The 25,970-nt window shown below is 48.7% G+C and carries 27 protein-coding genes and 1 riboswitch; of the genes, 14 read left to right on the top strand and 13 right to left on the bottom strand.

Features of this window, described 5'->3' with window-relative positions:
• Positions 1-2: 2 nt before the first annotated feature.
• Genes HZ996_09305 through HZ996_09290 form a run of 4 tightly spaced genes read right to left on the bottom strand, consistent with a single transcriptional unit; the run spans position 3 to position 2,117 of the window.
• Positions 3-551 (bottom strand): DUF4252 domain-containing protein, encoded by a 549-nt coding sequence (locus HZ996_09305; protein ID QTN39327.1) that lies wholly within the window; start codon positions 549-551, stop codon positions 3-5.
• A complete protein-coding gene (locus HZ996_09300; GenBank protein QTN39326.1) occupies positions 541-1,074 on the bottom strand; it encodes a DUF4252 domain-containing protein in 534 nt (177 codons plus the stop codon). Before HZ996_09300 ends, HZ996_09305 begins: the two co-directional genes overlap by 11 nt.
• 19 nt (positions 1,075-1,093) lie before the next feature.
• Complete coding sequence (locus HZ996_09295; protein QTN39325.1) at positions 1,094-1,624, bottom strand: hypothetical protein; 531 nt, start codon at positions 1,622-1,624, stop codon at positions 1,094-1,096.
• Positions 1,611-2,117: an RNA polymerase sigma factor gene (locus HZ996_09290; GenBank protein ID QTN39324.1), complete on the bottom strand. Its 507-nt coding sequence runs from the start codon at positions 2,115-2,117 to the stop codon at positions 1,611-1,613. The genes HZ996_09295 and HZ996_09290 overlap by 14 nt, the downstream gene beginning before the upstream one ends.
• Before the next feature lie 108 nt (positions 2,118-2,225).
• On the opposite strand from HZ996_09290, the gene elbB reads away from it, so the two are divergent.
• The 6 genes from elbB to HZ996_09260 all read left to right on the top strand — a co-directional run bounded on the left by elbB (position 2,226) and on the right by HZ996_09260 (position 9,217).
• The gene (gene elbB, locus HZ996_09285) at positions 2,226-2,918 is read left to right on the top strand and encodes an isoprenoid biosynthesis glyoxalase ElbB (protein ID QTN39323.1); all 693 of its coding nucleotides are present in this window, start codon (positions 2,226-2,228) and stop codon (positions 2,916-2,918) included.
• Between the two features lie 119 nt (positions 2,919-3,037).
• Positions 3,038-4,768: an ATP-binding cassette domain-containing protein gene (locus HZ996_09280; protein ID QTN39322.1), complete on the top strand. Its 1,731-nt coding sequence runs from the start codon at positions 3,038-3,040 to the stop codon at positions 4,766-4,768.
• On the top strand, positions 4,762-6,093 hold the full coding sequence (locus tag HZ996_09275) for an HlyD family efflux transporter periplasmic adaptor subunit (protein QTN39321.1): 1,332 nt from the start codon (positions 4,762-4,764) through the stop codon (positions 6,091-6,093). Before HZ996_09280 ends, HZ996_09275 begins: the two co-directional genes overlap by 7 nt.
• Positions 6,090-7,490, top strand: coding sequence for a TolC family protein (locus HZ996_09270; protein QTN39320.1), 1,401 nt, complete (start codon positions 6,090-6,092; stop codon positions 7,488-7,490). Before HZ996_09275 ends, HZ996_09270 begins: the two co-directional genes overlap by 4 nt.
• A gap of 54 nt (positions 7,491-7,544) precedes the next feature.
• The gene (locus HZ996_09265; GenBank protein ID QTN39319.1) at positions 7,545-8,093 is read left to right on the top strand and encodes a hypothetical protein; all 549 of its coding nucleotides are present in this window, start codon (positions 7,545-7,547) and stop codon (positions 8,091-8,093) included.
• Positions 8,093-9,217, top strand: coding sequence for an FAD-binding oxidoreductase (locus HZ996_09260; GenBank protein QTN39318.1), 1,125 nt, complete (start codon positions 8,093-8,095; stop codon positions 9,215-9,217). The genes HZ996_09265 and HZ996_09260 overlap by 1 nt, the downstream gene beginning before the upstream one ends.
• A gap of 10 nt (positions 9,218-9,227) precedes the next feature.
• Here the strand turns inward: HZ996_09260 and HZ996_09255 are convergent, their stop codons facing one another.
• The 5 genes from HZ996_09255 to HZ996_09235 form a co-directional block, all read right to left on the bottom strand.
• The gene (locus HZ996_09255) at positions 9,228-10,265 is read right to left on the bottom strand and encodes a hypothetical protein (protein QTN39317.1); all 1,038 of its coding nucleotides are present in this window, start codon (positions 10,263-10,265) and stop codon (positions 9,228-9,230) included.
• Positions 10,238-12,097: a TonB-dependent receptor plug domain-containing protein gene (locus tag HZ996_09250; GenBank protein ID QTN39316.1), complete on the bottom strand. Its 1,860-nt coding sequence runs from the start codon at positions 12,095-12,097 to the stop codon at positions 10,238-10,240. Before HZ996_09250 ends, HZ996_09255 begins: the two co-directional genes overlap by 28 nt.
• 1 nt (position 12,098) lies before the next feature.
• Entirely contained in the window at positions 12,099-12,806 is a 708-nt protein-coding gene (locus HZ996_09245) for a T9SS type A sorting domain-containing protein (protein QTN39315.1), read from the bottom strand.
• 23 nt (positions 12,807-12,829) lie between these two features.
• Positions 12,830-13,026: riboswitch (cobalamin riboswitch) on the bottom strand.
• A 23-nt stretch (positions 13,027-13,049) separates the two neighbouring features.
• Entirely contained in the window at positions 13,050-13,913 is an 864-nt protein-coding gene (locus HZ996_09240; GenBank protein ID QTN39314.1) for a hydroxymethylglutaryl-CoA lyase, read from the bottom strand.
• On the bottom strand, positions 13,910-14,944 hold the full coding sequence (locus HZ996_09235; protein ID QTN39313.1) for a quinone-dependent dihydroorotate dehydrogenase: 1,035 nt from the start codon (positions 14,942-14,944) through the stop codon (positions 13,910-13,912). Before HZ996_09235 ends, HZ996_09240 begins: the two co-directional genes overlap by 4 nt.
• A gap of 47 nt (positions 14,945-14,991) precedes the next feature.
• Here HZ996_09235 and HZ996_09230 point away from each other — a divergent pair, with 47 nt between their 5' ends.
• Positions 14,992-15,240, top strand: a complete 249-nt coding sequence (locus HZ996_09230) for a TIGR03643 family protein (protein QTN39312.1) — start codon at positions 14,992-14,994, stop codon at positions 15,238-15,240.
• Between the two features lie 18 nt (positions 15,241-15,258).
• Complete coding sequence (gene smpB, locus HZ996_09225) at positions 15,259-15,711, top strand: SsrA-binding protein SmpB (GenBank protein QTN39311.1); 453 nt, start codon at positions 15,259-15,261, stop codon at positions 15,709-15,711.
• A 33-nt stretch (positions 15,712-15,744) separates the two neighbouring features.
• On the opposite strand, the gene HZ996_09220 is transcribed toward smpB, so the two are convergent.
• Positions 15,745-16,383, bottom strand: coding sequence for a protein-L-isoaspartate(D-aspartate) O-methyltransferase (locus tag HZ996_09220; protein QTN40031.1), 639 nt, complete (start codon positions 16,381-16,383; stop codon positions 15,745-15,747).
• A 49-nt stretch (positions 16,384-16,432) separates the two neighbouring features.
• On the opposite strand from HZ996_09220, the gene HZ996_09215 reads away from it, so the two are divergent.
• Genes HZ996_09215 through HZ996_09200 form a run of 4 tightly spaced genes read left to right on the top strand, consistent with a single transcriptional unit; the run spans position 16,433 to position 20,602 of the window.
• Complete coding sequence (locus tag HZ996_09215) at positions 16,433-17,422, top strand: Gfo/Idh/MocA family oxidoreductase (GenBank protein QTN39310.1); 990 nt, start codon at positions 16,433-16,435, stop codon at positions 17,420-17,422.
• Positions 17,419-18,285 (top strand): hypothetical protein, encoded by an 867-nt coding sequence (locus HZ996_09210; GenBank protein ID QTN39309.1) that lies wholly within the window; start codon positions 17,419-17,421, stop codon positions 18,283-18,285. Before HZ996_09215 ends, HZ996_09210 begins: the two co-directional genes overlap by 4 nt.
• The gene (locus tag HZ996_09205) at positions 18,285-19,700 is read left to right on the top strand and encodes a sugar transferase (GenBank protein QTN39308.1); all 1,416 of its coding nucleotides are present in this window, start codon (positions 18,285-18,287) and stop codon (positions 19,698-19,700) included. The genes HZ996_09210 and HZ996_09205 overlap by 1 nt, the downstream gene beginning before the upstream one ends.
• A gap of 11 nt (positions 19,701-19,711) precedes the next feature.
• Positions 19,712-20,602, top strand: coding sequence for a 3-hydroxybutyryl-CoA dehydrogenase (locus HZ996_09200; GenBank protein ID QTN39307.1), 891 nt, complete (start codon positions 19,712-19,714; stop codon positions 20,600-20,602).
• Here the strand turns inward: HZ996_09200 and HZ996_09195 are convergent.
• Positions 20,580-21,344 carry a hypothetical protein gene (locus HZ996_09195; GenBank protein QTN39306.1) on the bottom strand — a complete coding sequence of 255 codons (765 nt, stop codon included), beginning with the start codon at positions 21,342-21,344 and terminating at the stop codon, positions 20,580-20,582. The two genes, HZ996_09200 and HZ996_09195, sit on opposite strands and share 23 nt — an antisense overlap.
• A gap of 65 nt (positions 21,345-21,409) precedes the next feature.
• On the opposite strand from HZ996_09195, the gene HZ996_09190 reads away from it, so the two are divergent.
• Both HZ996_09190 and HZ996_09185 read left to right on the top strand, forming a co-directional pair.
• Positions 21,410-22,153: a TerC family protein gene (locus HZ996_09190; GenBank protein QTN39305.1), complete on the top strand. Its 744-nt coding sequence runs from the start codon at positions 21,410-21,412 to the stop codon at positions 22,151-22,153.
• Entirely contained in the window at positions 22,146-23,018 is an 873-nt protein-coding gene (locus tag HZ996_09185) for an SDR family oxidoreductase (GenBank protein QTN39304.1), read from the top strand. Before HZ996_09190 ends, HZ996_09185 begins: the two co-directional genes overlap by 8 nt.
• Here HZ996_09185 and HZ996_09180 read toward each other — a convergent pair.
• On the bottom strand, positions 22,999-23,907 hold the full coding sequence (locus HZ996_09180) for an exopolyphosphatase (GenBank protein ID QTN39303.1): 909 nt from the start codon (positions 23,905-23,907) through the stop codon (positions 22,999-23,001). The genes HZ996_09185 and HZ996_09180 overlap by 20 nt on opposite strands.
• Positions 23,904-25,970, bottom strand: coding sequence for a polyphosphate kinase 1 (gene ppk1, locus HZ996_09175; protein ID QTN39302.1), 2,067 nt, complete (start codon positions 25,968-25,970; stop codon positions 23,904-23,906). The genes HZ996_09180 and ppk1 overlap by 4 nt, the downstream gene beginning before the upstream one ends.

Raw genomic sequence — 25,970 nt, 5'->3', positions numbered from 1 at the left:
TATTATGACGGAATGAGTCCTTTAAGCTGCTCATTATCCATCATAGATTGATAATCAATCTTGCGTATCAGACGTGCTAATTTGTCCGGTTCAATGTCTCCAGTCAAGCGGGCAAGTAAAAAAGAATCGTTCTGCTCAAGCAAGGCTATAATCTCGCTCAAGCGTTCCTGGTTCTTTTTCTGGATTTTGAGGCTTACCCGCATCTCTCCAGTATTCATCATAAAAACATCCTCGTATCGATCCGGATTCAAGCAGGTATGCAGTTCGGCTAAGTAACCTTCAAATTGCTCAGGCGTTCCGTCGGCGATGTCGTATCGAAGAACCACCAGATTATTCAGCTTGTTTAACGCTTCCACGCTTTCCTCATCTACATCTGCTCCCTCTTGAATCTGCAGAACGTCGGCAGGCACAGTAAAACTAGCAAAGCCCGCTTCGTTTTCGTGATCTACAATGTAGCGCTGAACAGAGGGCGTTGTGCTGCAAGAAGTCCAAGCAACAGCCACAAAAGCGACTGCTGCAAGGACAATGCTATATCTCGATTTAATCTTCATCGTTTTCTTCGAGTTCTTTCAAATTCTCAAGGCCGTCGATATTCATTTTGCTCGACATGCGGGCCAACTGATTTAAGTCGATGTTTCCAGTGATGGAAATGACTACGGTTTCCGTGTTGTCATTAACCAGCATCAAAAATTCACTGACCATCTTTCCTTCCTCTTGGATGAGCATTTGAACCGTTTGATCTCCATCTTTAACGACCATCAATTCCTCGTATTCCTTGATTGGTAGCGTTTTTCTTGCATCAGTGTAAAACTCTGAAGCGCGATCTGGATGCAGAGAATCAGAGTCTACCGTCAGGATCTTCATGCGGTCGATGGAAGATGCCATATCCGTGAATTCCTTCATTTCCTCGTCTGTATCTAAGTCAGCAAACAGCTGGAACATGTACTGAGTAATGTGGATACTCGTATAGCCATCCTTTCCTGAATAACGTTCGAACAGTTCGTCCGAGGCGGTTTGTCCAAATACCATTGGACTCAGCATGAGTGCGACCGCCATGATTACTATCTTTTTCATTCTATTAAGTGTTTAGTGGTTATTTACTTGTTGCAAGTTTTTGTTTGACTTCATCTATTTTCTTCAAATGGCCTACTTCTTTAGGAGCTCCCAAGGACTCCAAGTACTTCATAGCTTCCATTCCACTGGCCAATTGTGTCTCAAGCATGACCAAAGACTTCTGCGTCTCATTCACTGCATGTTCCGCAACGGCCACATCTGCAAACTGAATCACTCCGCCTTTTACATTACTCGATGTCGTTTGTGGCCAAAAGAAGACCGACAGCAATAGCGTAACTGAAGCTGCAGCCGCACCCAACCAATACAAGGGTCGACTGCTTGACTTCTGGGGCTGCTCACGAAGGAGCGATTGAAACTCCGCTTCAAAATCATCTGAGAGTTTAATTTCTTTGGCCAACGCTGCTGAACCCAAAAGGTAATCTCGCTCCGGCATCCATTCCTCGGGAAGATCCGGATGACTCATGGCCTCTCGAAGCTGTGCTTCCTCCTCCAGGGACAGGTCACCCTCATAATATCGTTCAAGCCATTGGGCTACTTTAGTCCAGTCCATAAGCGTTCGTTTTTAGCAATCCTTCTCTCAGTTTCTTTCTGGCCCGAGATAAGTTCACCCGTATTGTGTTGATCTCAAGTCCAGTCACCTCTGCAATTTCCTTATAGTCATATTGCTCAACATCTCGGAGCATTACAATTTGACGCTGTTGTTCAGGCAGCTGATTCATGAGCTTTAATACCTTTTTTGCTGCGTCCTTGACTTCTGCCACTTCATGGGGACTCTTGGATTTGTCCGTGACAACGACCTTCAATTCAGCCGTTTGATTGTCCTTCAACCTGAGCTTATCCAAGCAATGGTTTTTGGTCATTGTCATTGTAAAGGCTTCAACGTTCCGGTATTCCGCAAGTTTCTGACGATTCCTCCACAATTTGAGCAGTACTTCCTGCGTCGCATCCTCCGCGTCTTCCGCAACCTTCATTAAGGAGAAGGCAAAGCGATAGACCTTGTCGCGCAAGGGGTAAACTTCAGCGTAAAAAATATTAGCGCTCATACACAGGGAAGACGAACCGAGACCATGTTCATTACAGTACGGTTCAAGTTTTTCTTAAAGTAGTCGTTTCTGTACAATTTCTATATTCACAGCAAATAGAATCTTCCTATGAAAATTGGTGTCCTTTTGTCCGGTAGTGGCGTCTATGATGGATCTGAAATACACGAAGCCGTATTTACCTTATTGTCGATCGATGAGCGAGGTGCTGAGTACCAACTTTTCGCTCCTGACAAGCCCCAACTCCACGTGATTAACCATCGAACCGGGGAGGAAATGGAAGAAAGCAGGAATGTACTTACTGAAGCCGCGCGCATTGCTCGAGGTGATATCCAAGACGTTACGGAACTTCAAATGAAGGATTACGACGCGCTTGTGATTCCTGGAGGATTTGGTGCGGCAAAGAATCTAAACACGTGGGCATTGAGCGGCCCGGATTCAGATATTGACCTCGAAGTACAACGCGTCATACGAGAAGCCGTTAATTCGAGCAAACCCATTGCAGCATTATGTATGGGGCCGACCGTTGTCGCCAAGGCGCTTCAAGGGACGGAGCAGCACGCAACTATGACCGTTGGATCTACCGAGGCTCCTTCCCCATATGACATCCAAGGAATTTCTGACGGACTTTCTTCAGTAGGCGCCCAACCCGTTATGAGAACCGTTCAGCAAATTGCGGTAGACAATGATCTTAAGCTCGTAACGGCTCCTTGCTACATGATGGAAGCCCGAATCTCCGAAATACGCAACAACATTGATCAAGCCATTGAGAAGCTAATAGAATTTGTGGAGAGAGACGACTAAAAATTCCAACGGGACCCTCTATTCTGTGAACCTTCAGACGTGTTTTGCGTCTTGCTAATAGAGTTATTATTGCATATTAATAGTATTACTATTATTTTTGCAACGTAAAACACAAACCTATGGCCTCGAAGAACATCTTCCCGGTGACGCGATTTTTCCAGCTTCTCGCCAATGATCGGAAGGATTTATTCTACGTCTACACCTTTGCCATCATTAGTGGTGTAGTAAACCTCTCGCTCCCTCTCGGGATTCAGGCCATTATTGGTTTGATCATGGCTGGGCGCGTCAGTAATAGTTGGATTCTTCTCGTAGCTATCGTTCTTATCGGAATTCTCGCCACGGGTATTCTACAGATTCTACAAGTACAAATCATCGAATTGATCCAACAGAGAATTTTCGCACGAAGTGCATTCGAGTTTGCCTACCGCATACCCAGGATTAAAACGGAATCCGTCCTTTATCGTCACGCACCTGAATTGGTCAACCGATTCTTCGACACGCTCACCATTCAGAAAGGCCTACCGAAAATCCTCATAGATTTCGTGACGGCTGTTCTACAGATCGTCTTTGGACTGATACTGCTGTCCTTCTATCACCCATTCTTCGTTCTATACGGAATTATCCTCCTCCTTCTCCTCTTTGTCATCTTTTACTTTACTTCTCCTAAAGGGCTGAGAACGAGTATCGAAGAATCAAATTTCAAGTATGAGGTGGCCCACTGGCTCGAGGAGCTAGCACGGACCATGAACACCTTTAAATTGGCAGGGAAGTCAACGCTACCCGAGGGTAAAGCCGATACGCTAGTGACTAAATATCTGAAGGCAAGGAAGGAGCATTTCCGAGTTGTACTCTTCCAATTCTCCAATGTTGTCGCCTTTAAATTCTTGGTCACTGGAGGCCTTTTGATCCTCGGAGGTGTCCTCGTCATCAACCGAGAATTGAACCTCGGTCAGTTCGTTGCCGCGGAGATCATCATCATCTTGATCATCAACTCGGTAGAGAAGATCATCAACAATATTGAAACCATTTACGATGTCTTGACGGGCTTGGAAAAAATTGGAGTCGTAACAGATCTTCCTTTAGAAAAAGACGATGGTCTTTGCGCCGACGACCTTCCTGGCGTTGCTCCTTTGGCCCTGCGGGCCGATGGGCTCAGCTATCGCTTCGCCAACGAACAGAATTACACCCTAAAGGACATATCGCTGGATGTCCCGGCCGGAACTAAGGTTGCTCTAGTGGGTCCGAGTGGAAGCGGGAAATCAACCCTTATGGCCGCCGTTGCCGGACTCTTCCACAAAATAGAGGGGCAAATCAGCTACGAAGGAATTCCACTCAACAACTGGGACCTTGAGAGCCTCAGATACATGATTGGAGACAATCTCGTGCAAGAAGATCTGTTTCACGGCACATTACTGGACAACCTAACTCTGGGACGCCCCATGCCCTTCCCTCAAGTCCGGGAAGCCGTTGAAGTCGTTCAACTCGGACGCTGGATTGAATCCCTCTCGCATGGCTACGATACCGAACTGCAGCCCTTAGGTAAGTTGCTATCTCGAGCTGTCACAAGAAAAATATTATTGGCCCGTGCCATTATCCACAACCCGCGATTGTTGTTGCTGGAAGACTTCGGTCAAATACAGACACAGGAACAAACGAACGACATCGCGGACTATTTGACCGGAAAAGAGCGGCCTTGGACCATGATCGTCTCAACAAAGGACCCTGAAATGGTTCAACGCTGTGACGTGATTTGGTACATGGAAAGTGGCCGAATTGTCGACACCTGTGACTGGGAAACGGCAAAAACAAGAACTTGGTTTAACGAGGAATTCCCAACGGTACCATGCTAAACATCAGCCCCAACACCATAAAAGGCAAGGTGGACGAGCAGCGCTACCTCTCGTTCCGAATCACCAATAGCGCCAAGGCGATTCGAGTGTTTACCTATTGGTTGCTCGGTTTTCTCGGCATCATATTCATCATGCTGTTTATGCCTTGGACCCAGAACGTTCGTGGAACAGGTAAGGTAACCAGCCTTTACCCTCAGCAGCGCATCCAAACTCTTCAAAGCACCATTGATGGCCGTTTGGAAGAATGGTACGTCACAGAGGGTGATACGGTTAGAAAAGGAGATACCCTAGTTCACATTAGCGAGATCAAGGATGCCTACTTTGACCCGGAGCTTTTGGAACGTACACAGGAACAGTTGGACGCTAAGGAGCAAAGCGCAGAAGCCTATGCCGATAAGATCAATGCTCAGGAAGATCAGATTGATCAGTTGATTCAAACGCGGGACCTCAAACTCAAACAGCTGGCCTTAAAGGTTGAATCGGACAGCTTGAAGGCTAACGCGGCTAATATCGCCGCCGAACTTGCTCGTATTCAATACGTACGAGCAGACACCCTATTTGACGATGGATTGGTATCGCGTTTTGAGCGGGAGAAGCGCTGGCAAAAGCTACAGGAGATGAACTCCAAAGCTCTAGCGGCGAACAACGATTATGCGAATCAGCAAACCGAATTGGCCTCCACACGCGCCGAGTACGGAGAAAAGATCGCTAAAACCCGTTCTGAATTATTCTCTGCTCAAAGTGGCCTGCAGGAAGTCGAATCGCAAATTGCCAAACTGAAGAATCAGCTGGAGAACTACCGCATTCGACGTTCCTTTTACTATGTACAGGCGCCACAGGATGCATTTGTAACCAAGGCCATCAAAACGGGTATTGGTGAAAACATCAAAGAAGGAGCTCCTATTGTAGAATTGATGCCTTTGAGCTATCAACTCGCTGTTGAAATGTTCATTCGTCCGGTAGACCTGCCGCTGATAAGCCCAGGACAAAAGGCCCGAGTAGAATTTGACGGTTGGCCCGCTATTGTCTTTAGTGGATGGCCCAACACCTCTTTTGGAACCTTTCCGGCGGAAGTATTTGCCGTGGACAACAGCCTTAGTCCCAATGGACGATACCGCGTTATTCTTAGAGCCGATACCAGTGAAGAAGCATGGCCAAAGCCCCTTCGTTTTGGTGCCGGAGCTAATGGAATACTGTTGCTGAATGACGTGCCGGTTTGGTACGAGATTTGGCGACAACTCAACGGATTCCCGCCCGAGTACTACATCAACCCCACTCCATTGTCTAAAGAGGATAAAGGCGTGATGAACGGAGGAAAAAAATGAGACGTTTCAGCGCCCTCGTAGCGCTTCTCATCGGGCTGAATACTTTTGCCCAAGACACCATTTTGCCTCCCAACGTCTACATGGATTGGGTAGCGAAATATCACCCCTTTGTTGGTCAAAGCGAGCGTGTGCGCAGCATTGCGGACGCAGAAATCCGCCAAATGAAGGGTTTCTTTGATCCCGTTTTGAGCGGTAGCATCCAAAACAAGGACTTCGATCAGAAAGAGTACTACTTCATGGCTGGAGGACAATTGACCGTTCCTACCCGATTGGGGCCCTCTTTCGAAATGGGATACGATCAAAACCGCGGTGAATTCCTCAACCCGCAAAATGATTTGCCCGAACGAGGTCTGTGGTACTTGGGAATTGAAATACCGATTTTGCAAGGGCTTATCACCGATGAGGAGCGAACGGCAGTACGCATCGCAGAAGCCGGACAAGAAGTCACAGATAATGAGGTGCGCGATCAACTGAATGATCTCTTTTACCGCGCTCAGGCGGCGTATTGGGCATGGGCTGCGAGTTACTCTGTTTGGCTGACGCGCCAAAACGCTGAGTTGACTTCATACGAGCGTTACCTCAATACTGTACGTGGATATGAAGAGGGTTATTATCCCGCTATTGATACCCTTGAGGCCAGCATTCAATGGCAGAATAGGCGATTGCTTCGACAGGAGGCGCTGAAAACCTATGTGTATGCCCAGCTTGAACTGAGTTCATTTATCTGGGACAGCACAGGGACTTCTTTGGTGTTGGCAGATTCTATACGCCCAGAGCCATTGGAACTTTACTCCTACGAACTCTCGTCCTTCGAAGAAGGCCTGAGCATTGACAGTCTTCAGAACAACCATCCAAAATGGCAAGCATTCACTAGTCAAATTGACCTTTTGCGTTTTGATCAAAGGCTAAAATCTCAGAAGATTCTACCTAAGGCCAACTTGCGTTATGACCTGTTACAGGATGCCGCGACACTGGGAAGCGAAGGCCCTACATTTGATTTCAACGACCATTATTGGAGCTTGAAAGTGGAGCTGCCCCTGTTCTTGCGAGATGAACGCTTTGCCCTCAAGCAATCGAGACTTAAAGTCGAGCAAACGGATTTAAAGCGAAGTGAATCTTGGATCAAGACGAGAAACTACTGGGGAGCTTTGCGGAATGAATTGGTCGTGCTCAGTGAGCAGGTGGATCAGTACGACGGTGCTGTAGATGGCTATCTCGCATTACTCAATGCCGAAACGCGATTGTTTTTTAGCGGAGAGAGCAGTCTTTTTGTGGTGAATTCGCGAGAGCTAAAGTGGCTCGAAAGCGTAGAGAAACTCATTGAACTCCGTCAGAAGTACCGCACGAAAAGAGCCCTTTGGTACTACTACGGCGGGCTTGCCCCTTTACAGCCTTAAAGCATGGTAGGGCTCAAATAGAATTCTTAATTTTACAAGCCCAAGCTGAAAACTATGTCAAAGCAACGCTTCGTATTCCTACTGATTCTTATTGGCGCGCTCAGTCGCCTCATTCCTCATCCTGCTAATTTCACTGCCGTTGGTGCTATTGCCTTGTTCGCAGGTGCTCAGTTGAAAAGTCAGCGCTTTGCTTTCCTAGTACCCGTCCTTGCGCTATGGATCAGCGATCTGTTGATCAACAACATCCTCTACGCAAGCTATTACGACAGTTTCGTCTTCTTTACCGAAGGGTTTGCATACATGGCCTTTGCCATGGTGTTAGCGGTCATGATTGGTCAGCAACTCCTTTCAAAGTTTTCGGTTGGACGACTGTTTTCAGGCTCCTTGCTCTCAGCTCTATTGTTTTTCGTTATCACCAATTTCGGTGTTTGGTTGAGCGCTACAAGCATTTACCCGGCCACGGCTGAAGGACTCCTCCTCTGTTATGAAGCGGCTATTCCCTTTTTCCGCAATGATGCCTTGGGAACCTTGGTTTACAGCGGTGCTCTATTTGGTTTATATTCTTGGGTAGCCAATAAATCCGTTTTGTTGGCTAAGGCCTAATGAGCCTATTTTCTCATTGGGAAAAACGCGCTGTCGAGGAAAAAGTCGATCTGGTCATTATTGGCTCCGGCATCGTTGGCCTAAGCAGTGCCCTCTCCTACCGCAAACTTCATCCGAAAGCTAGGATCCGCGTTGTTGAACGCGGGATTTTCCCTAATGGCGCAAGCACTAAAAACGCCGGATTCGCCTGTTTGGGCTCACCTACAGAACTATTGAGCGATCTCTCTAAGCGATCAGAAGATGAAGTTATTGATACACTCGCCATGCGCTACGAGGGGCTTCAAAAGCTCTTTAATTGGGTGCCACGCGAGGATTGTGAATACGAAGCATGTGGAGGATTCGAGCTTTTTCGCCCTTCGGATGCAGACTCCTGGAGGCAGGTACAGGATGAAAAAGATCGGCTTAATCGATTGTACCAGCAAGCTACTGGTCAATCGGAGTCTATAAGACTGCACTCAGGTAATTCGGATTTCCCGGAGATGTTGGGCACCGCAGAACTAAGGCTTGAAGGAGCATTGAACCCTTGGTTGTTGGTTCAAGGGTTATTGCGTCAGGCAAATAAGGCGGGTATCCAAGTCTGGAACAATGTAGAGGTCACAAACTGGGAAGATTCAGCATCAGAAGTGATCATTTCGACATCGATTGGGAATGTAAAAACCAATAAGCTCTTGGTGTGTACCAATGGTCTGACTGGGCGCATTATTTCTGGATTGGATCTCCAACCTGCTCGCGCCCAAGTATTGGTCGCTCAGACGAAGGAACCCATTTCATGGAAAGGCACATATCATCTAGAAGAGGGCTTCTACTACTTTCGTCCTATAGACGAGCATCGAGTCCTTCTAGGGGGAGCACGTCACCTGGACTTCAAAGGAGAGAACAGTGACATTATCGAAACCAGTAATTTGATTCAGAGTAACTTAGAACTATTACTTGAACAATCAATTCTAGCAGGAAAGAACTTCCAAATTGAGCATCGATGGGCTGGAATCATGGCTGTAGGATCCGGGAAAAAGCCCATTGTTAGGCGAATCACGGACCGGGTTGGTTGTGCGGTTCGCATGGGTGGAATGGGTGTGGCTATTGGAGCAGAAGTCGGCGATCGGTCCGCCGGCCTGTGGGATTGATGGCGCTCTCTTAGGGTCGAAGTATTATCCGTGGAATAAAGCCCGTACGAATTGTATCGAGCGGGGCAAAGAAGGGATCTAGGCGATACAGCCACCCCCGAGTGGCAAAATCCAGAACATCCGTGTAGTACCAGTCTCCAGTACCTGGATCTAAGGCGAACCCGCCTACATTGGCGTTGCCCGTTTCATAGAGGGACGCAGGCTGTAATACCCAATCAGCCCTTCTAAACTTCCGAATCTCACCTCCAGCCCAGAAATAAAAGGCGTCCTCATCAGTATTGTAATTCAGAAAGGAAGCGTCCATTGCGCCGAAATCCGAAGATCTCATGATTTCGCCTGAGATCGGATTTATTTCGACTAAATCAGAGCCAACGGCGGCGTGAGCAAAAGCATAAAGTCGGCCTTCAGCCTCGATTAAATCTGATATCCCGCCAGGAAGGTCTGTTTGGAATTGAAGAGTGTCTCGTTCAAGGTTAAAACCTAGAAGCGTCCCTCCTACTTGATCTTCGACCCAAAGCATCGAGTCTACGAGTTCCATACGCTCAGTCCAGCCCGGAGTATCCCACTTGTTCAAGACCTCTCCCGTATTGGCGTCTAGAACCCATAGCTTACCGTCGAATAGCTGAGAAACGAAAAGCCGTTCGCCATAGCGGCGCACGTATCTAGGAGAGCCCAGAGCTCCGAAATCGCGCCGTAGGCGCATGGTAGAGGGATTAACCACAGCGATTCGGGCGCTGTTGTTGACCACCAAGTACAAGTCCCGGTCATCGAGGTACATGGACTGCAAGACATCGCCGAGTGGAAGGCCATTCACTTGATCGAAGACCCCTGAAGCATGAACGCCATTCTCAGGCTGATAGTAATCAACCGAGGCATTGCCAAAAGTGAAGGTGCCTTCATTTCCGATAAGAACGCCGTCGTCGTAGGCAAAGATGTCGTCCGACTCCCCAATGTTGCTTTGTGGGCCAACCTCTTCGTTCTGACATGCGCTTAGCCATCCGAGAGCGCAACAAAGAAAAACTAGAAGGATTCGTTGCTTAGATTCCATTGGAGTCCTAATTGTACCGTTCGTCCAGGCATAGGGCGCAGCGGCAAGGATTGATATTCAATATTCGTGATGTTCGCGCTTTGGACGAATCCAGAAAAGCGGTGACGTCCCCAGTTCCATCGGTAGGAAATCCGGGCGTCCGCCGTTTGATACCAAGGCATGTAGAAATCATTATCTCGGTCCGTGTGTACTTTTCCACGGAAGACGAAAAGCACGGAAAAAGTCCACGAGTTTACAGCGTACAGTGCTCTACCTCGAGCCTGATGTAGCGGTATAAAGATCAACTGATTTCCCTGTTCATCTTGGCTTTGGGTGAAGGAGTAACTTGCGGTTAAGCGCGTCTGACCAGGACCTAACTCACGTTCAACCTCGACCGAAGCCTCCGCTCCAAGCACCTGAACATCTCCGACGTTGGAAGCCGACCAGCTCAGGTCATTTTGTGGCGTCCAAAGAATGTAGTCCGAAATGTAGTTCGCATAACCATTGAGGCCGATTTGCACTGCTATAGATCCTAGGGTAGCTGAGTATGATTGCCCTAGTTCATTTTGAAGACTGTGTTCGTAGCTCAAGCCCTCGCCTGCCTGGTCACCCCAAAACAGGTCGTTCAGGGTCGGGTAGCGCACCTGAGAGGCGATTCGGGCCGAAGTCTTCCAACGATTCCCTCGACCATAGACAATTGCGGCGCCAACCTGATACTGGAATGGTGCCCATGCCTCACCGACACGTTCCTGCTTGACCTGGGCATCCATGGTAACAATGCCTATAGAGCGCTGTGCAGAGAGCGCCGCCATCCAGCGATGACGTTCGGCCGACCCACTCGGATACGCTTCCGCCTCTCCGCGTTCTAAGCTGTATTGAACCAAAGATTCCACGGAAGTAAGGCTATCTGGAGTAAAAACCGTGCGCCATTGGTTCTGCCATGTTTGCGCAAGACTCTCATCTCCGTCGAAGTCAATCTTCCAACCCGATGCACCAGATCGGAGCTGGGATTGCCACTTTCGCCCAGTGTAATTCCATTCCAACTGGACGCGCTGTTGCACGTCGATCTGCACACTTCGAGATTCCAAGTCCGGGTCTGTGTAAATGGACATGAGCGAAGGCAGCTTGCGGTTGCTTTGCTGAAGCCACAGTCGGGCAATCACATGATGCCTTTCCCCTAGGGCCAACCCGGCTTCTTGAATCCACTGGTTTTGATTGACTTCGGCGTGCTCATTGACAAAGGTCGGACTATCGGGCAGTCGCGGATTGGTATACTCAAAGTCATTGAGGCTGTAGTCCCACAACAACCGTGTACGCCAAAATACACGCCCGTTCGATGCGGATAAATTGAAATCGGTGTGACTCGTTTGGTAACTCCCAAAAACCTGTTGAAGCCCGAGATCGAAATGATCCTCAAAGCGAGGCTTATTGCTCAAGTTTAAGGCTCCTCCAAAGGAACTCAATCCCGAGGCGAGGGACGCGCCACCGTAAATGAACTGCACATCGTCAAAGGCCGAAGGGCTAATCAAGTTGAGATCATAGAGTCCCAACATAGGGCTGTTGATGGACATCCCGTTCCAGAGAATGTCGGTGTGCTGAGCTCCTGTCCCTCGGACCGAAAAGGTAGCGACCGCAGACGGACCGTACGATTTGATGTACACGGGAAGTTCGGCGGTAATGGACTCCGACAAGCGGAAATACCCCACCTTCAAAGACGAATCAAGCCGAACCTCCTCTGCTCCTATGGCCTTACGCACCTGAACTTCCCAAAGGTCTACTTCGGGGAGCAGATTAGTATCCATCTGGCCGTAGGCCGAAAAGGACAGCAGCAATAGAGCGAGTATTTTGCGCATGTTATTTGACCACGCGGCGGACCGTCCGAACGCCGGACGCCGTTTCCGCTACAATCAAATATACGCCAGAAGTCCAAGTCCCGGTTGGGATGTGATGTTGCATGTCATCTCCACGTTGAGCAACCATCTTTCCCGTGGCATCGTAAATCTGTATACGAACGGGATAAGCTGCAGCCACATTGAGCTCTCCGGCAAGAGGAACGGGGTACAAGGACAGTGCAAGCGGGTCGCTTTCGACAAGGCTTAACGGCCCATCCACGGCGGTAACCGGTAACGTCGGCTCAATCATCGGATCGAAATCCATATAACTGCACCCAAACCATGTTCCGGGCATAACCGCGGTTCCGATACCCAAATTTGAGGTCCAGAAAAAGGGTGTCCCCGACCACGTTCCCCAATAGTCCGGCTGACCGCCGAGCCCTTGCTGAGGACCGTAGACTATATCGTTCAAGAACCCGCTGGTAATGCTGATGGTAAACCCTGGATCCGCCGCCGCCAATGCTTGCAGCATGCTCTCTCCGTCGGTGGAGTCGTTAAACAATACGCCCCAGGCTTTTGATCCGTTTCCATCAAGGAAATCAATGACCAAGCCCGCGGTATCACTTCCCGAACCGACGAAATAGGTTAAATCTGATAATTCTGAAACTTGCGCGTTTGCCCACATGGCCAGGCCGCACAACAGCCCTGCTGAGTAAAATTTTAATCGCATATCTTTTCCCGAGATAAGGTTAAACAATCCGTAAATGCTAAGGCAGGTCTTCTGACTCGCCCACTCCCCGTCCCTTCCCACAACGAATGCGTTGCAGTGGTTAATGACGCGGAGCTCTTAACGGGCTCACAGCTGCGGGAACAGTCTCGGACTTACACCGAGTTCCCTTTTAAGGCCATGTGCCTACGGCACGATGGTCACCTCAGTCGCGACAAATGTACTTCGAAGATTCGGTTTGACTTCTTATTCGACTGGAAAAGTCTTAACGGCCTGGTTATAAGCCGACTCAAAGGCCAGGGCATTGAGACCGTGATCCAATTTAAGCTCCGTCGCAAAGCTCAAAAGCTTCTCTGTGGGCATATTCCCGGTCAAGTCGTCCTTGGCCATAGGACAGCCGCCAAAACCTTTTATAGCTCCGTCAAAGCGACGACAACCTGCATTCCAAGCGGCGTCAATTTTGGGACGCCATTCATTTGGGAGGGTGTGTAAGTGGGCTCCAAATTCCACTTCGGGAAGTGCGGGAATCAAGTGACGAAACAGCTGATCAATGATGTCGGGAGTTGCCGATCCGATCGTATCACTGAGCGCCAGGGTCTTGATGCCCATTTGCTCCAGGCGTTCCGACCAATGGATGACGAGTTCAGGAGACCAAGTCTCGCCATAGGGGTTCCCAAAACCCATGGACAAGTACACCACCAGGCTCTTTCCATGACGGAAAGCAATGTCTTGAATTTCCTCAACGATGTGCAGACTTTCCTCGATACTCCGATTCGTGTTCCGCTTTTGAAATTCCTCACTAATACTGAAGGGATAGCCCAAGTAGCTGATTTCCGCGAAACTAGCCGCATCATTGGCTCCGCGAACGTTGGCGACTATGGCCAAAAGTTCCGAGCTGGTTCGGTCCAGGTCTAGACGATTCAGTACTTCAGCGGTATCGCGCATCTGGGGAATAGCCTTTGGGCTGACGAAAGAGCCGAAATCCACTACCGGAAAACCCACTTGCAAGATGGCATTCAGCAGATCTACCTTTTGATCCGTCGGGATGAAGGTCTTGATGCCTTGCATGGCATCTCGAGGGCAGTCGATGATGCTGATCTTTTCGCTCATAGCGCCTTTATCAATCCTTTATTAATGCGTTTAACCGTAGCAGGTCCTTCGTAAATGAATCCGGTATAGATCTGAACAAGAGATGCACCCGCTTTTAGCTTTTCTAAAGCGTCCTCCGCAGTGTATACTCCACCAACCCCTATGATGGGAAAGGATCCATTACTTTTCTGGTGCAGGTAACGGATGACCTCGGTTGAGCGTTCACGAACGGGTGCTCCGGAGAGCCCACCCGCGCCAATGTCTTCCAAATCGCTATCTGGCATCTTCAATCCACTGCGATCAATGGTCGTGTTCGTCGCAATGACCCCATCGATCTTTGTTTCGTCAACGATGTCCACAATATCGTCGAGCTGTTCATCGGTCAAGTCAGGGGCAATCTTCAACAAGATGGGTTTACGTAGCTCTTTTTCGGTGTTGAGTTCTTGTAACCGCATAAGGAGTGCCGTCAAAGGCTCCTTATCCTGAAGCGCTCGCAAGTTGGGCGTATTGGGAGAACTGACATTCACCACAAAGTAGTCGACGTACGGGAAAAGGGCTTCAAAACACTTCTCATAATCACTGGTAGCTTCCTCGTTGGGCGTCACCTTGTTCTTGCCAATGTTACCCCCCACAATGAGGTCTCCGCGTTCGACCTTCAATCGTTCAATAGCCTCCGCTGTTCCTCCGTTATTGAAGCCCATTCGATTAATCAAGGCGGTGTCTTCTTTCAGACGGAACATGCGGGGCTGTGGGTTTCCGGGTTGCCCTACCGGGGTGAGCGTTCCGATCTCAACAAAGCCAAAACCATAGTTGCCGAGTTCCCGAAATAGCTTAGCGTCTTTGTCGAATCCCGCTGCTAAACCAACAGGGTTTGGAAAGCGGATTCCAAAGAGTTCCCGTTCTAGCTTGGGGTGCTTTACCTGAAACAAGGCTCGGTTGATAGCGCCCACGCCTGGAATACGGTGGAGGAACTTGACAAGGCCGAAAGTAAAGTGGTGAGCCCGTTCTGGGGGCATGAGGAAAAGCAGCGGTCGAATGAAGGCTTTATACATACCGCAAAGATAATGAACTCCCCTCTCCCACTTACTGTTATCCCCACATGTTGGACAAGTTAAAACCAGAGGAAATCGACCGCGTCATCGAGATGGCCTGGGAAGATCGCACGCCTTTTGAAGCCATTGAATTTCAGTTCGGCCTCAAGGAGAATGACGTGCGCGCCTTGATGCGCCGCGAAATGAAGGAAAGCTCCTTTCGGATGTGGCGAAAGCGTGTCAAAGGCCGGACCGCAAAACACGGAGCGCTGCGGAGCTTTACTGAAGGCCGCTTTAAATCCAAGAACCAAAAGTAAGCTGTACCTTTGCCGACCATGTCGAATGAGGCTATCAATATCGTCAACCGCCGTGCGCGATTCGAGTATGAACTGCTCGATGAATTCACCGCAGGCATTCAGCTCCAGGGAACGGAAATCAAGAGTTTGAGGACCGGACAAGCCACCCTCGGTGAAGCCTATGGTATGTTCATCAAAGACGAGTTGTGGATTCGAGACATGCACATTGCCGAATATAAGTACGGCTCCTACGCCAATCACGAACCCAAGCGCCCGCGTAAGCTTTTGTTGAATCGGAACGAATTGCGCAAGATTCAGAAACGTCTTGGAGAAAAAGGGTTGACCGTTGTACCCACCCGGCTATTCATCGATGAAAATGGGCGTGCGAAGCTCGGCATCGCCGTGGGACGCGGTAAAAAGTCCTTCGACAAAAGGGAGTCGATTAAGAAGCGGGAAGACAAGCGCCGGATCGATCGCGCGATGAAACGCTAAACGGGAAGCATCGTGCCGTAGGCACTTTCTGGGCTACTCTTTATCCTTGAGCATAGGCACAAAGCGGAAACTGCCGTACTCGATGGTCTCAAATTCAGATTCAGAGGTTCGAATGACCGCCGTCATAATCTGCTCGTCAAATCCAACGGGTATCACCAGCATTCCACCCACCTTGAGTTGCTCCTTTAAAGCTTCGGGGATGTGCGGAGCCCCGGCCGTTACCAAGATTTTATCAAAGGGCGCATAGGCTGGTAGCCCCTTATACCCATCTCCGTAAAACGTTTTGGGGTTGTAGTTGAGCTTTCGGAAAAGGACTCGAGTCTTGTTGTGGAGCTCAATTTGTCGCTCAATGGTGTACAGTTTTGCGCCCAATTCCAGCAGGACACAACTTTGATAACCGGAACCCGTGCCAATTTCTAGAACTTTTTCTCCGGGATGCACGTCCAACAACTCGCTCTGAAAGGCAACCGTATAAGGTTGGGAGATGGTCTGGCCGGCGCCTATGGGGAAAGCCTTGTCCTCGTAGGCATGCTCCAAAAAACCGGTGTCAAAAAAGAAATGTCGGGGTACTTTTTGCATTGCCTCCAAGACGGCTTCGCTATGTATGTCCTTGGCCGCCAGTTGACGAATCAATTTGGCGCGCAAACCCTGATGTCTTGGACTATCTTGCATCCCTTCTATTCCCTCGAAATTGGTTACTTTTGGCCTCAAATCTACGGATATGAAGTTGAAAGCTGGCGTTCTTGGAGCGGGACATTTGGGAAAAATCCACATCAAGCTCCTAATCCAAAGTGAGGAGTATGAACTCGTTGGATTTTACGATGCCGACGCCGAAAATGCCACGGCCGTCTCTGCCGAATACGGCATTCCAGCCTTTGACACCATCGAGGCATTGATCGATGCCGTTGACATGGTGGACATCGTGACGCCTACCCTATCCCACTACGATTGCGCGGTTCAAGCCCTTCGTAAGTCCAAACACCTCTTTATCGAGAAGCCGATCACCAATACGGTGGCCGAAGCTGAGGAACTCATCCGTTTAGCGAAAGAGGCAGGAGTTAAAGCCCAAGTGGGGCACGTTGAGCGTTTCAACCCCGCCTTTACAACGGCTCGTCCATTCATCAACCAGCCCATGTTCATCGAAACGCATCGATTGGCTCAATTCAATCCGCGCGGAACGGATGTGCCGGTAGTTCTGGATTTGATGATTCACGACTTGGATATTGTACTGAGTATTGTGAAGAGTTCGGTGAAGCGCGTATCGGCCAGTGGAGTGAGCGTGGTGAGTGAAAGCCCAGATATTGCCAATGCACGCGTGGAGTTCGACAATGGCTGCGTCGCCAATTTGACGAGTAGTCGAATTTCGATGAAGAACATGCGCAAGACCCGCATTTTCCAGCGCGATGCTTATATCTCAGTCGATTTTCTGACAAAAGAGACAGAAATCGTACGGATGAAAAATGTTGAAGGAGATTTGGAAGATTACGCCATGGTTCTCGACCTCGAGAATGGCAATCAAAAGCAGATTTACTTCGAAAAGCCCGATGTACCTTCAAACAACGCGATTCTCGATGAACTCAATGCCTTGGCTAAAGCCATCCAAGACAACACCGAGACCGCCGTCACGTTAGAAGATGGACATGCTGCACTGAAATTGGCCACTGATATTGTGTCCAAATTCAACGATGAATTGAAGCCCTTGAGCGAGTGAGACGTATAGCTATACTATTTTTGGCGGCCTTTACGGCCGGATGCGGCCTGGACGAAAAGCCAGAACAGATTCCTGGATACGTTCAGATCAATGATATTTCCGTAACAACGACTTCTGAGCAAGGCTCATCTAGCGACAACATCAGCGACGCTTGGGTTTATGTCAACGATCCTGAATTTGGATACATTCTACAAGGTGTTTACGAAATGCCTGCGAGTTTCCCTGTCTTGATTGACGGAGAAACCGAATTTCAGATTCGCGGAGGTGCGCGAATTTCGGGTTTGAGTTCTGTTCGTCAACTCTATCCCTTCTACCGTTCTTACTACGATACCGTTCAACTCACTCCCGACGGAAACGTAGAGCTTACTCCGGTTCTTGACTACTTCCCAGGCGTGACCTTCGACTGGATGGAGGATGCCGAAGATCCAGGATTGAGTATGGAGCCTACGGAGAGTTCAGACACCATCCTGACGCGTATCACTGGCTCCGAGGCCTTTGAAGGAAATGCATCCTTAGCCTTTTACCTTGACACGGCGAATCCTCTATTCTTTGGGGTGACCGTCGAAGAATTTGACTTGCCCAAAGGAGGGCGTCCGGTCTTCTTAGAGATTGACTACAAGTGCAATTACGAGTGGATTGTAGGAGTCTTGGGGAATACTCCGAATGGTGTAACTGACTTTATTGCATTGACCATATTGGCTAAAGAGGATTGGAACAAGTTGTACATTCAGCTGACCAATCAAGTATCTGCGGCTGGAAACATCAACGCCACTTCCTTTAAGATCTACTTCGCCTCCCTCCTTAACCCGGATGCCCAAGAAGACGCGTTCGTCTATATCGACAATGTCAAGCTGGTTTATTGATGAATAGACCTCTACACAGGCTCAAGTATCTGTTTTTTGACGTCCTATCCGCTGGTGGAGCGTGGACACTATTCTTCGTTTATCGTAAAACGGTTATCGAGAGCGCCAAATTTGGCATCCGAGTTCCTCTGGATTACGACGCCAAGTTCTACGCGAGTCTCGTAGCCATCATTCTCTTTTGGATCGGCATGTATGCTGCATCCGGATACTATCGAGATATCTACCGGAAATCTAGGCTTCAAGAATTGGGGCAAACGATGTTCTATTCGATTTTCGGAACGGTCATCATCTTCTTCGTGCTTATTCTTGACGACACTATTGTGAGCTACAGGAGCTACTACAGCTCGTTCTTTACCCTACTCGGCCTGCACTTTGGCCTTACCTATCTGCCGCGCTTCTTTTTGACGACGCATACCGCCAGGCGCATTCACCGCCGCGAAATTGGTTTTCCAACGTTGCTTATCGGCAGCAATGAAAACGCCGTCATTCTCTATCTGGAATTGGAAGGAGCCCGTAAATCCAGCGGAAATTCCTTTGTCGGTTTTGTCAGTGTAGAGAACAACATTGAATTCCTCGCTTCTAAAGAACTCAACCACCTCGGTGTATATACTGAGCTCCCTGAGATCATTGAGAAATACGAGGTCGAGGAAGTCATCATTGCGCTTGAGTCTACAGAACACAGTAGAATTGAAGAGATTCTGAACCTACTGGAAGCCGCGCCAGTAGTCATTAAGATGATCCCGGACACCTACGATATCCTCTCTGGAAAGGTGCGCATGCAATCCATCTTCGGTACGCCCCTGATTGAAATTCAACACGAGCTCATGCCGTTGTGGCAATTCACGATCAAAAGAGCCTTGGACATTACCTTGTCCATTCTCTTTATGCTCTTGTTGAGTCCAGTCTTCTTGGTTACCGCAGTCATGACGGCCTTTAGCTCGCCTGGCCCTATATTCTATAAGCAAGAGCGTGTTGGCCTGAATCGAAAGCCGTTCTACATCATCAAGTTCCGATCTATGTTCCAAGATGCCGAAAAGGCCGGACCTCAATTGTCCAGCGAACAAGATCCGCGGATCACCAAATGGGGCCGTATCATGAGAAAGTTTCGACTGGATGAACTCCCTCAACTGTGGAACGTATTGATTGGAGATATGAGCTTTGTAGGTCCGCGTCCCGAACGCCAATTCTACATTGAGCAGATTGAACAAGAAGCGCCTCATTATCGTCACTTACATCGGGTTAAGCCCGGAATCACAAGCTGGGGAATGGTAAAGTACGGTTATGCTGAGAATGTAGAAGAGATGATTCAACGCATGAAGTACGACATCATATACATCGAGAACATGTCGCTCTTTATCGATATTAAAATTTTGATTTACACCATACTCATCGTCTTGCAAGGACGGGGTAAATAAGCACTACACACATGAAGAATATAACCGTAATCGGCGCAGGTACCATGGGAAATGGCATTGCGCACGTTTTTGCCCAAACAGGATATGCCGTCAACCTCGTTGATTTAAATCCAGAAGCTCTGGAGCGCGGTATCGCGACCATCACCAAAAATCTAGACCGCATGATCGCCAAGGAAAAGATTTCCGAAGACGATAAACAAGCTACACTAGGGCGATTAAACCCCCTTACGGATTTGGCTGAAGGCTGCGCAAATGCAGACCTCGTTGTGGAAGCGGCTACAGAGAACGTAGACCTAAAACTCAAGATCTTTGCCCAATTAGAAGAGATCTGTGGGCCGGATACTGTTCTTGCCACGAACACCTCTTCGATTTCCATCACCAAAATCGCCGCAGTGACCAATCGTGCGGACAAGGTGATCGGTATGCACTTTATGAACCCCGTTCCCATCATGAAGCTCGTTGAAGTCATTCGCGGTTACGCTACCAGCGACGCCGTCACCGAGCAAATCATGGAGCTCAGCCGTAATTTGGGTAAGGTTCCCGTAGAAGTCAATGACTATCCTGGTTTTGTGGCGAATCGCATACTGATGCCCATGATCAACGAGGCCATCATCAGTCTCCATGAAGGAGTAGCCGGTGTTGAAGAAATTGATACCGTGATGAAACTCGGTATGGCTCATCCAATGGGGCCACTTCAATTGGCTGATTTTATCGGTCTTGACGTTTGTCTTTCAATCCTCAACGTGTTGTACGAAGGGCTAGGCAACCCGAAATACGCGCCATGCCCACTGCTGGTGAACATGGTTACCGCCGGAAAAATGGGAGTAAAATCTGGTGAAGGTTTCTACGACTACAGTCAGGGGTTGAAAGCTGCCGTGCTCAGTCCTCAATTTGCGAAGTAAACGACTCTTCCTCCGCTGGAGGATAGGTATAGTTGTATACGTGTAAGAAGGCCACTACCCAAAATACATTGAAGTAGGCGGACAAAACCGTCTGTGCGATCATACTCACCGGTTGAGGCGTCCACATAAAGAGGAGCGCAATGAGAATAGAGATGAGTAGCATAACCAGTACTCCCGCGAGGAACAGGAAGAAGATGGTCCACCATTTCTTAATCACCATGTCGTAGCTCGCCTTAAGCGCGTCAATAAAAGTCAGGTCCAAAAAAAGGACGAAGTACAAGGTCATGGACCAACATACCGTCAAGAAGATACCCGGAACCACCAAGAAGAGAAAGGCTGGGATCAACAAGACAATCATTAAAAGAAGTGTTGCAATGACCCAAGGCCATTTGCGCACCGATCGGTTGAGCAGGTCACCCACCTCGTAGGTCTCCTTCCCCCACATGCGAAAGACGGCCCATGCATTAAAGCAAAAGAATAGGATACTGATCAATCCGACTATAAAACTCAGAAAGGGGTAATTTTCCTGCTCTAGGGCCAATTGTCCCGCAGCATCCCAACTCCCCTGGGCAACCAATCGATACATCTCTGATGTATCGGCAGCGGTATACGATTGCAACAAGGCCAAGGGGACGTAATAAACCAAGAAAACAGCGGCCCAAAAGCGACCGTTCTTGCTGATTACCTCATTTGTGTCCGCCATGATATGGCTAAAAGAGATTTCGGGAATACGTACGTTCATGGGCTTCCTTGGATTTTCCTCGAAAATAGAGAATCGCTTGGAAAAAAGAGCCTATTTTCGAGGTTATGGATTTCAGTGTTCTACTCACTTCTGAGGGACTAATTGCTCTGCTTACACTTTCCTTTTTGGAAATCGTCCTCGGCATCGATAACATCATTTTCATTTCGATACTTACCAATCGGCTTCCTGAAGAACGACGGCCACGAGCAAGGGCTGGCGGGATTGGGCTCGCTTTGTTTGCCCGCGTCGCTATGCTCCTGGGAATCACTTGGATCATTGGGTTCACCAAGCCCTTATTTGAGCTGATGGGACATGAATTCACTGGTCGGGACTTAATCCTGTTTTTTGGCGGTTTGTTCTTGCTGGGAAAATCGACGTACGAAATCCACCACAAGATTGAAGGAGAGGAATACGATGAAGCATCGGCCCGTGAGGGCCTAAAGAAAGGGTTTCTTGGCATTCTCGTTCAAATTGCGCTTCTGGACATCGTCTTTTCATTCGATTCGATTCTCACAGCAGTTGGGATGACCGAACATGTGAGTATTATGATTGTCGCCGTGATCATTTCCTTGATCATCATGTTGATTTTCAGTGGAGCCATTGCGTCCTTCATTGAAAAGCACCCCACCCTGCAGATGCTGGCGCTTTCTTTTTTGATCTTGATCGGGTTCTTATTGATCGCCGACAGTTTCCATTATCACGTGCCTAAAGGGTACGTTTACTTTGCGGTCTTCTTCTCGCTGGCCGTTGAATTATTAAATATGCGCATGAAGCGCAGTCGAAAGACGAAAACTACATCACATGAGTAAGTACAATGAAGGCATGATGCGCGACGACGCGCTCGAAGGAAAACGAATTGTTGTCACCGGAGGCGGAACGGGTTTGGGCCGAAGTATGGCGACCTACATGTCCAAGCTGGGAGCACAAGTGGCCATTACAAGCCGCCGTTTGGAAGTTCTTCAGAAAACCGCGGAAGAGATGTCTCAAGAGTCTGGGAATAAGGTGCATGCCATTCAATGCGATGTCCGGGACTATGAACAGGTTGAAGCCATGCGTGACGCTGCCGTAGAAGCCATGGGCGGTGTGGATGTGCTTTTAAACAATGCAGCGGGTAACTTTATCTCCCCTACGGAACGCCTTTCGCACCGCGCTTTCGATGCGGTGATTGACATTGTTTTGCGCGGTACCAACTACTGCACACTTGCCTTTGGAAAAATGTGGATTGAGGCCAAACAACCTGCAACGGTACTCAACATTGTTACCTCATACGCCTATACCGGATCTGGATATGTGGTCCCCTCCGCAACAGCAAAGGCAGGAGTTCTCGCCTTGACGCGATCCTTGGCCGTGGAATGGGCCAAGTACGGTCTTCGCTTCAACGCTATTGCTCCCGGGCCGTTCCCGACCAAAGGAGCTTGGGATCGCTTGCTCCCGGGAGATTTGAAGGAAAAGTTGGACCCTGCTGTCCGCATTCCCTTAGGTCGCGTGGGTGAACACCAAGAATTGGCGAACTTGGCCGCCTATATGGTGTCTGACTTCTCAGCCTACGTCAATGGGGAAGTCGTTACCATTGATGGAGGAGAATGGATGAAAGGAGCCGGCCAGTTCAATCAAATGGATCTGGTTCCAAGCGAAATGTGGGACATGCTGGAGGCTATGCGTAAGAAGGCTTAAGGAAACGCTCGTTGTAAATGGTGCGTACGATACCGTCGGCCAGACCGATCTTGGGAACGTGCACGCGCTTGGCATCACAGGCTTCCATAACCGTCACGAAAATTTGAGACGCCGGGACAATTACATCGGCCCGGTCCACATTCAAATCCAATTTCAAGACCCGTTCCTCGAGCGTCAGACCCTCTAGGTGCGATAGAGATTCATTCAGGTACCTCAAGTCAATGGGTTTACCCAAACGTTGCCCAGACATCTTAAACAGTTTGTTGATATTCCCTCCGGATCCGATGATCTCAACTTTATCGAAAGCCTTGGCATGATCGCTAACCCACGAACTCATTTCCTTCCAGTGCTTGGGCTTTACTCGGTCCGTCAGGATTCGGATGGTCCCAATATTGAAGGAACGCGAAGCCACTTTGTCCTGACCACTGAAGTAGGTCAGCTCGGTAGATCCTCCTCCTACATCTACATATAGGTAGGTTCGTTTTCGGTTGAGAAGCTGCTCGATGTGAGTCGAATAGATAATATCCGCCTCTTCTTTACCACTGATGATATTGATGTGGATACCGCTCTCTTTAGCCAGCTTGGCAATGACGGCCGTACCGTTATCGGCTTCTCTCATTGCCGAGGTGGCGCAAGCCTTGTAATCCACTACATCATTGACCAGCATTAAGTGTTTAAACGCCTTCATGGCGTGAATTAAGCGCTTCACATTGCGTTTGCCAATCTTTCCTTTGGTGAATACATCAGCTCCTAGACGAATAGGAACACGGATCAAAGAGCTCTTCTTAAAAACAGGGCCTTCTTTTGTGTCGATTACGTTACAGATCAACAATCGGATCGCATTTGACCCGATATCGATTCCCGCTATTCTTTTATACTTTAAACTCACTCCGTTTTCTCTTTCTCCCAATAATACCGCTGCAAAACTACCTGAGACCGGACGCGGTCTTGCACCCCAGTCCTTCGGTACTTATTGTCATAATCACCATCGTGCCAGCGCGACTTTACATTGTCTTGCCAACCGATCTCCAAGTTATCTAAAATCTCATTCTTCGCTTCTTCATCATAAATAGGCACCGTCACTTCTACCCGGTTGTCCAGGTTCCGAGTCATTAAATCTGCACTGGATATGTAGATTTTAGCTTCTTCGCCGGCTCCGAAGACATAAACGCGCGCATGCTCGAGGAACTTATCTACGATACTGATGGCCTCGATGTTCTCCGATAGGCCTGGAATTCCCGAAATCAAAGAGCATATTCCTCGAACGTTTAGCTTTACTGAAACCCCGGCTTGGGAGGCTTCATAAAGCTTCTCAATCATTTCCTCATCGACCAGGCTGTTCATTTTGAAATGCAGCAGGGCCTCACGGCCCGATTTGGCCTTTTCGATCTCGTCATCAATCAAGGCGTAAAAATCATCCCGCGTATAATGTGGCGACACCAAGAGATGGTCGTATTCGGGTATATTGAAGTTGTTTCGGAAGAATTTGAATACCTGATTGACTTCTTTAGTAATGCGTCGATCCGTAGTATACAAAGCGTAATCCCCGTACAATCGAGCCGTTTTCTCATTGAAGTTCCCAGTAGAAACGCATGCATATCGGGTCTTACCACCATCTTCATTCTTGCGATTAATCAGTAAGAGCTTGCTGTGTACTTTGAGGCCAGGTACCCCGTAAATTACATTCACTCCCTCATCCTGGAGTCTCTTGGTCCACTTGATGTTCGCCTCTTCATCGAACCGAGCTTGAAGCTCGATCACCACGGTCACGTTTTTCCCATTTTTCGCAGCATTCACCAGTGCATTCAGGAATTGAGAGTTCTTCGCGGCTCGGTAGAGCGTTGCCTTGATACTGGTCACCTGAGGGTCAATAGCTGCCTCTCGAATCATTCGTATTAAATAGGAAAAGCTCTGATATGGATAGTGCAGGAGGACGTCCCGTTCGTCCAATATTTTAAGAAAGCTAGCTACTTTGTCCAGCTCAGGACGCTTAGCGGGTCGATGCTTCTTATACTCCAGATGTGGACCACCGACGTTAGGAAAGTCCATCAAGTCTTTCTTGTTGTGGTATCGGCCACCGGGAATCAAACTATCGCTCTTGGAATCCGCTTCTAAGCCTTTCATCAAGAAGTTTAGCAGGTCCTTGGGCATGGTTTTATCGTAAACAAACCGCACAGGCTCTGCTTTCTTTCTGGCCTTTACAGAACGAGAAATCTTGTCAATGAATGAGCGTGAAATATCGTTGTCGATATCCAACTCCGCATCTCGGGTAAGCTTAATGGTATAGGCCTTTAGTTCCTCGAACTGGAACGTGGCAAAAATTCGATGCAAAAAGTGACGAATGACGTCATCCAAGTACATCACATACTTCTCTCCACCCCGGTCGGGAAGCACTACAAAGCGATCAAAAACCTCAGACGGAATTTCGATCAGCGCGTAATTCACCTGCGCTCCACCTTCTTTAACAAGGCGAACCGCGTGATAAATGGACTTGTCTCGAAACATGGGGAATTCATCCACATAGTTCAGCATAATCGGAACCAACGCCGGACTCAAGCGCTCCTCAAAGTAGTGGTCAATAAATTTGCTTTGGACGTCGTCAAGTCCATTTTCATCGACGATGTGGATACCTTCGGACCGCAAACCCGCACGAATCTCTTCGAAGATTTCCTCAAATCGGGTCTGCTGGTCAATCACAATAGAGGATATCTGCGTCAATAAGTCCTGAGGGGGAACCCCAGCCAACAAATCCGCGGCTTGTTTACCCAACACGGAAAGGCGGCGAATCGTAGCGTAACGAACGCGGAAGAACTCATCCAGGTTATTCGAGAAGATTCCCAAGAAGTGCATCCGCTCAATCAAAGGCACTGTGTCATCTGCGGCTTCTTGGAGCACGCGTCCATTGAAGAGCAACCAGCTCTTCTCTCGATCGATATACTTAGATCGCTCCAT

Source organism: Cryomorphaceae bacterium, assembly GCA_017798125.1.
Lineage (GTDB): Bacteria > Bacteroidota > Bacteroidia > Flavobacteriales > ECT2AJA-044 > ECT2AJA-044.
The sequence above is the reverse complement of the archived record's forward strand: the minus strand, read 5'-3'. Positions and strand labels throughout refer to the sequence as shown.

Coding starts and splice junctions, on each gene's coding strand:
- HZ996_09265 (QTN39319.1), top strand. CDS start 7,545: ATGTCAAAGCAACGCTTCGTATTCCTACTGATTCTTATTGGCGCGCTC.
- HZ996_09280 (QTN39322.1), top strand. CDS start 3,038: ATGGCCTCGAAGAACATCTTCCCGGTGACGCGATTTTTCCAGCTTCTC.
- HZ996_09240 (QTN39314.1), bottom strand. CDS start 13,913: ATGAGCGAAAAGATCAGCATCATCGACTGCCCTCGAGATGCCATGCAA.
- HZ996_09190 (QTN39305.1), top strand. CDS start 21,410: ATGGATTTCAGTGTTCTACTCACTTCTGAGGGACTAATTGCTCTGCTT.
- HZ996_09245 (QTN39315.1), bottom strand. CDS start 12,806: ATGCGATTAAAATTTTACTCAGCAGGGCTGTTGTGCGGCCTGGCCATG.
- HZ996_09200 (QTN39307.1), top strand. CDS start 19,712: ATGAAGAATATAACCGTAATCGGCGCAGGTACCATGGGAAATGGCATT.
- HZ996_09230 (QTN39312.1), top strand. CDS start 14,992: ATGTTGGACAAGTTAAAACCAGAGGAAATCGACCGCGTCATCGAGATG.
- HZ996_09215 (QTN39310.1), top strand. CDS start 16,433: ATGAAGTTGAAAGCTGGCGTTCTTGGAGCGGGACATTTGGGAAAAATC.
- HZ996_09290 (QTN39324.1), bottom strand. CDS start 2,117: ATGAGCGCTAATATTTTTTACGCTGAAGTTTACCCCTTGCGCGACAAG.
- HZ996_09300 (QTN39326.1), bottom strand. CDS start 1,074: ATGAAAAAGATAGTAATCATGGCGGTCGCACTCATGCTGAGTCCAATG.
- HZ996_09305 (QTN39327.1), bottom strand. CDS start 551: ATGAAGATTAAATCGAGATATAGCATTGTCCTTGCAGCAGTCGCTTTT.
- HZ996_09205 (QTN39308.1), top strand. CDS start 18,285: ATGAATAGACCTCTACACAGGCTCAAGTATCTGTTTTTTGACGTCCTA.
- HZ996_09270 (QTN39320.1), top strand. CDS start 6,090: ATGAGACGTTTCAGCGCCCTCGTAGCGCTTCTCATCGGGCTGAATACT.
- HZ996_09260 (QTN39318.1), top strand. CDS start 8,093: ATGAGCCTATTTTCTCATTGGGAAAAACGCGCTGTCGAGGAAAAAGTC.
- HZ996_09255 (QTN39317.1), bottom strand. CDS start 10,265: ATGGAATCTAAGCAACGAATCCTTCTAGTTTTTCTTTGTTGCGCTCTC.
- HZ996_09275 (QTN39321.1), top strand. CDS start 4,762: ATGCTAAACATCAGCCCCAACACCATAAAAGGCAAGGTGGACGAGCAG.
- HZ996_09250 (QTN39316.1), bottom strand. CDS start 12,097: ATGCGCAAAATACTCGCTCTATTGCTGCTGTCCTTTTCGGCCTACGGC.
- smpB (QTN39311.1), top strand. CDS start 15,259: ATGTCGAATGAGGCTATCAATATCGTCAACCGCCGTGCGCGATTCGAG.
- HZ996_09295 (QTN39325.1), bottom strand. CDS start 1,624: ATGGACTGGACTAAAGTAGCCCAATGGCTTGAACGATATTATGAGGGT.
- HZ996_09195 (QTN39306.1), bottom strand. CDS start 21,344: ATGAACGTACGTATTCCCGAAATCTCTTTTAGCCATATCATGGCGGAC.
- ppk1 (QTN39302.1), bottom strand. CDS start 25,970: ATGGAGCGATCTAAGTATATCGATCGAGAGAAGAGCTGGTTGCTCTTC.
- elbB (QTN39323.1), top strand. CDS start 2,226: ATGAAAATTGGTGTCCTTTTGTCCGGTAGTGGCGTCTATGATGGATCT.
- HZ996_09220 (QTN40031.1), bottom strand. CDS start 16,383: ATGCAAGATAGTCCAAGACATCAGGGTTTGCGCGCCAAATTGATTCGT.
- HZ996_09185 (QTN39304.1), top strand. CDS start 22,146: ATGAGTAAGTACAATGAAGGCATGATGCGCGACGACGCGCTCGAAGGA.
- HZ996_09235 (QTN39313.1), bottom strand. CDS start 14,944: ATGTATAAAGCCTTCATTCGACCGCTGCTTTTCCTCATGCCCCCAGAA.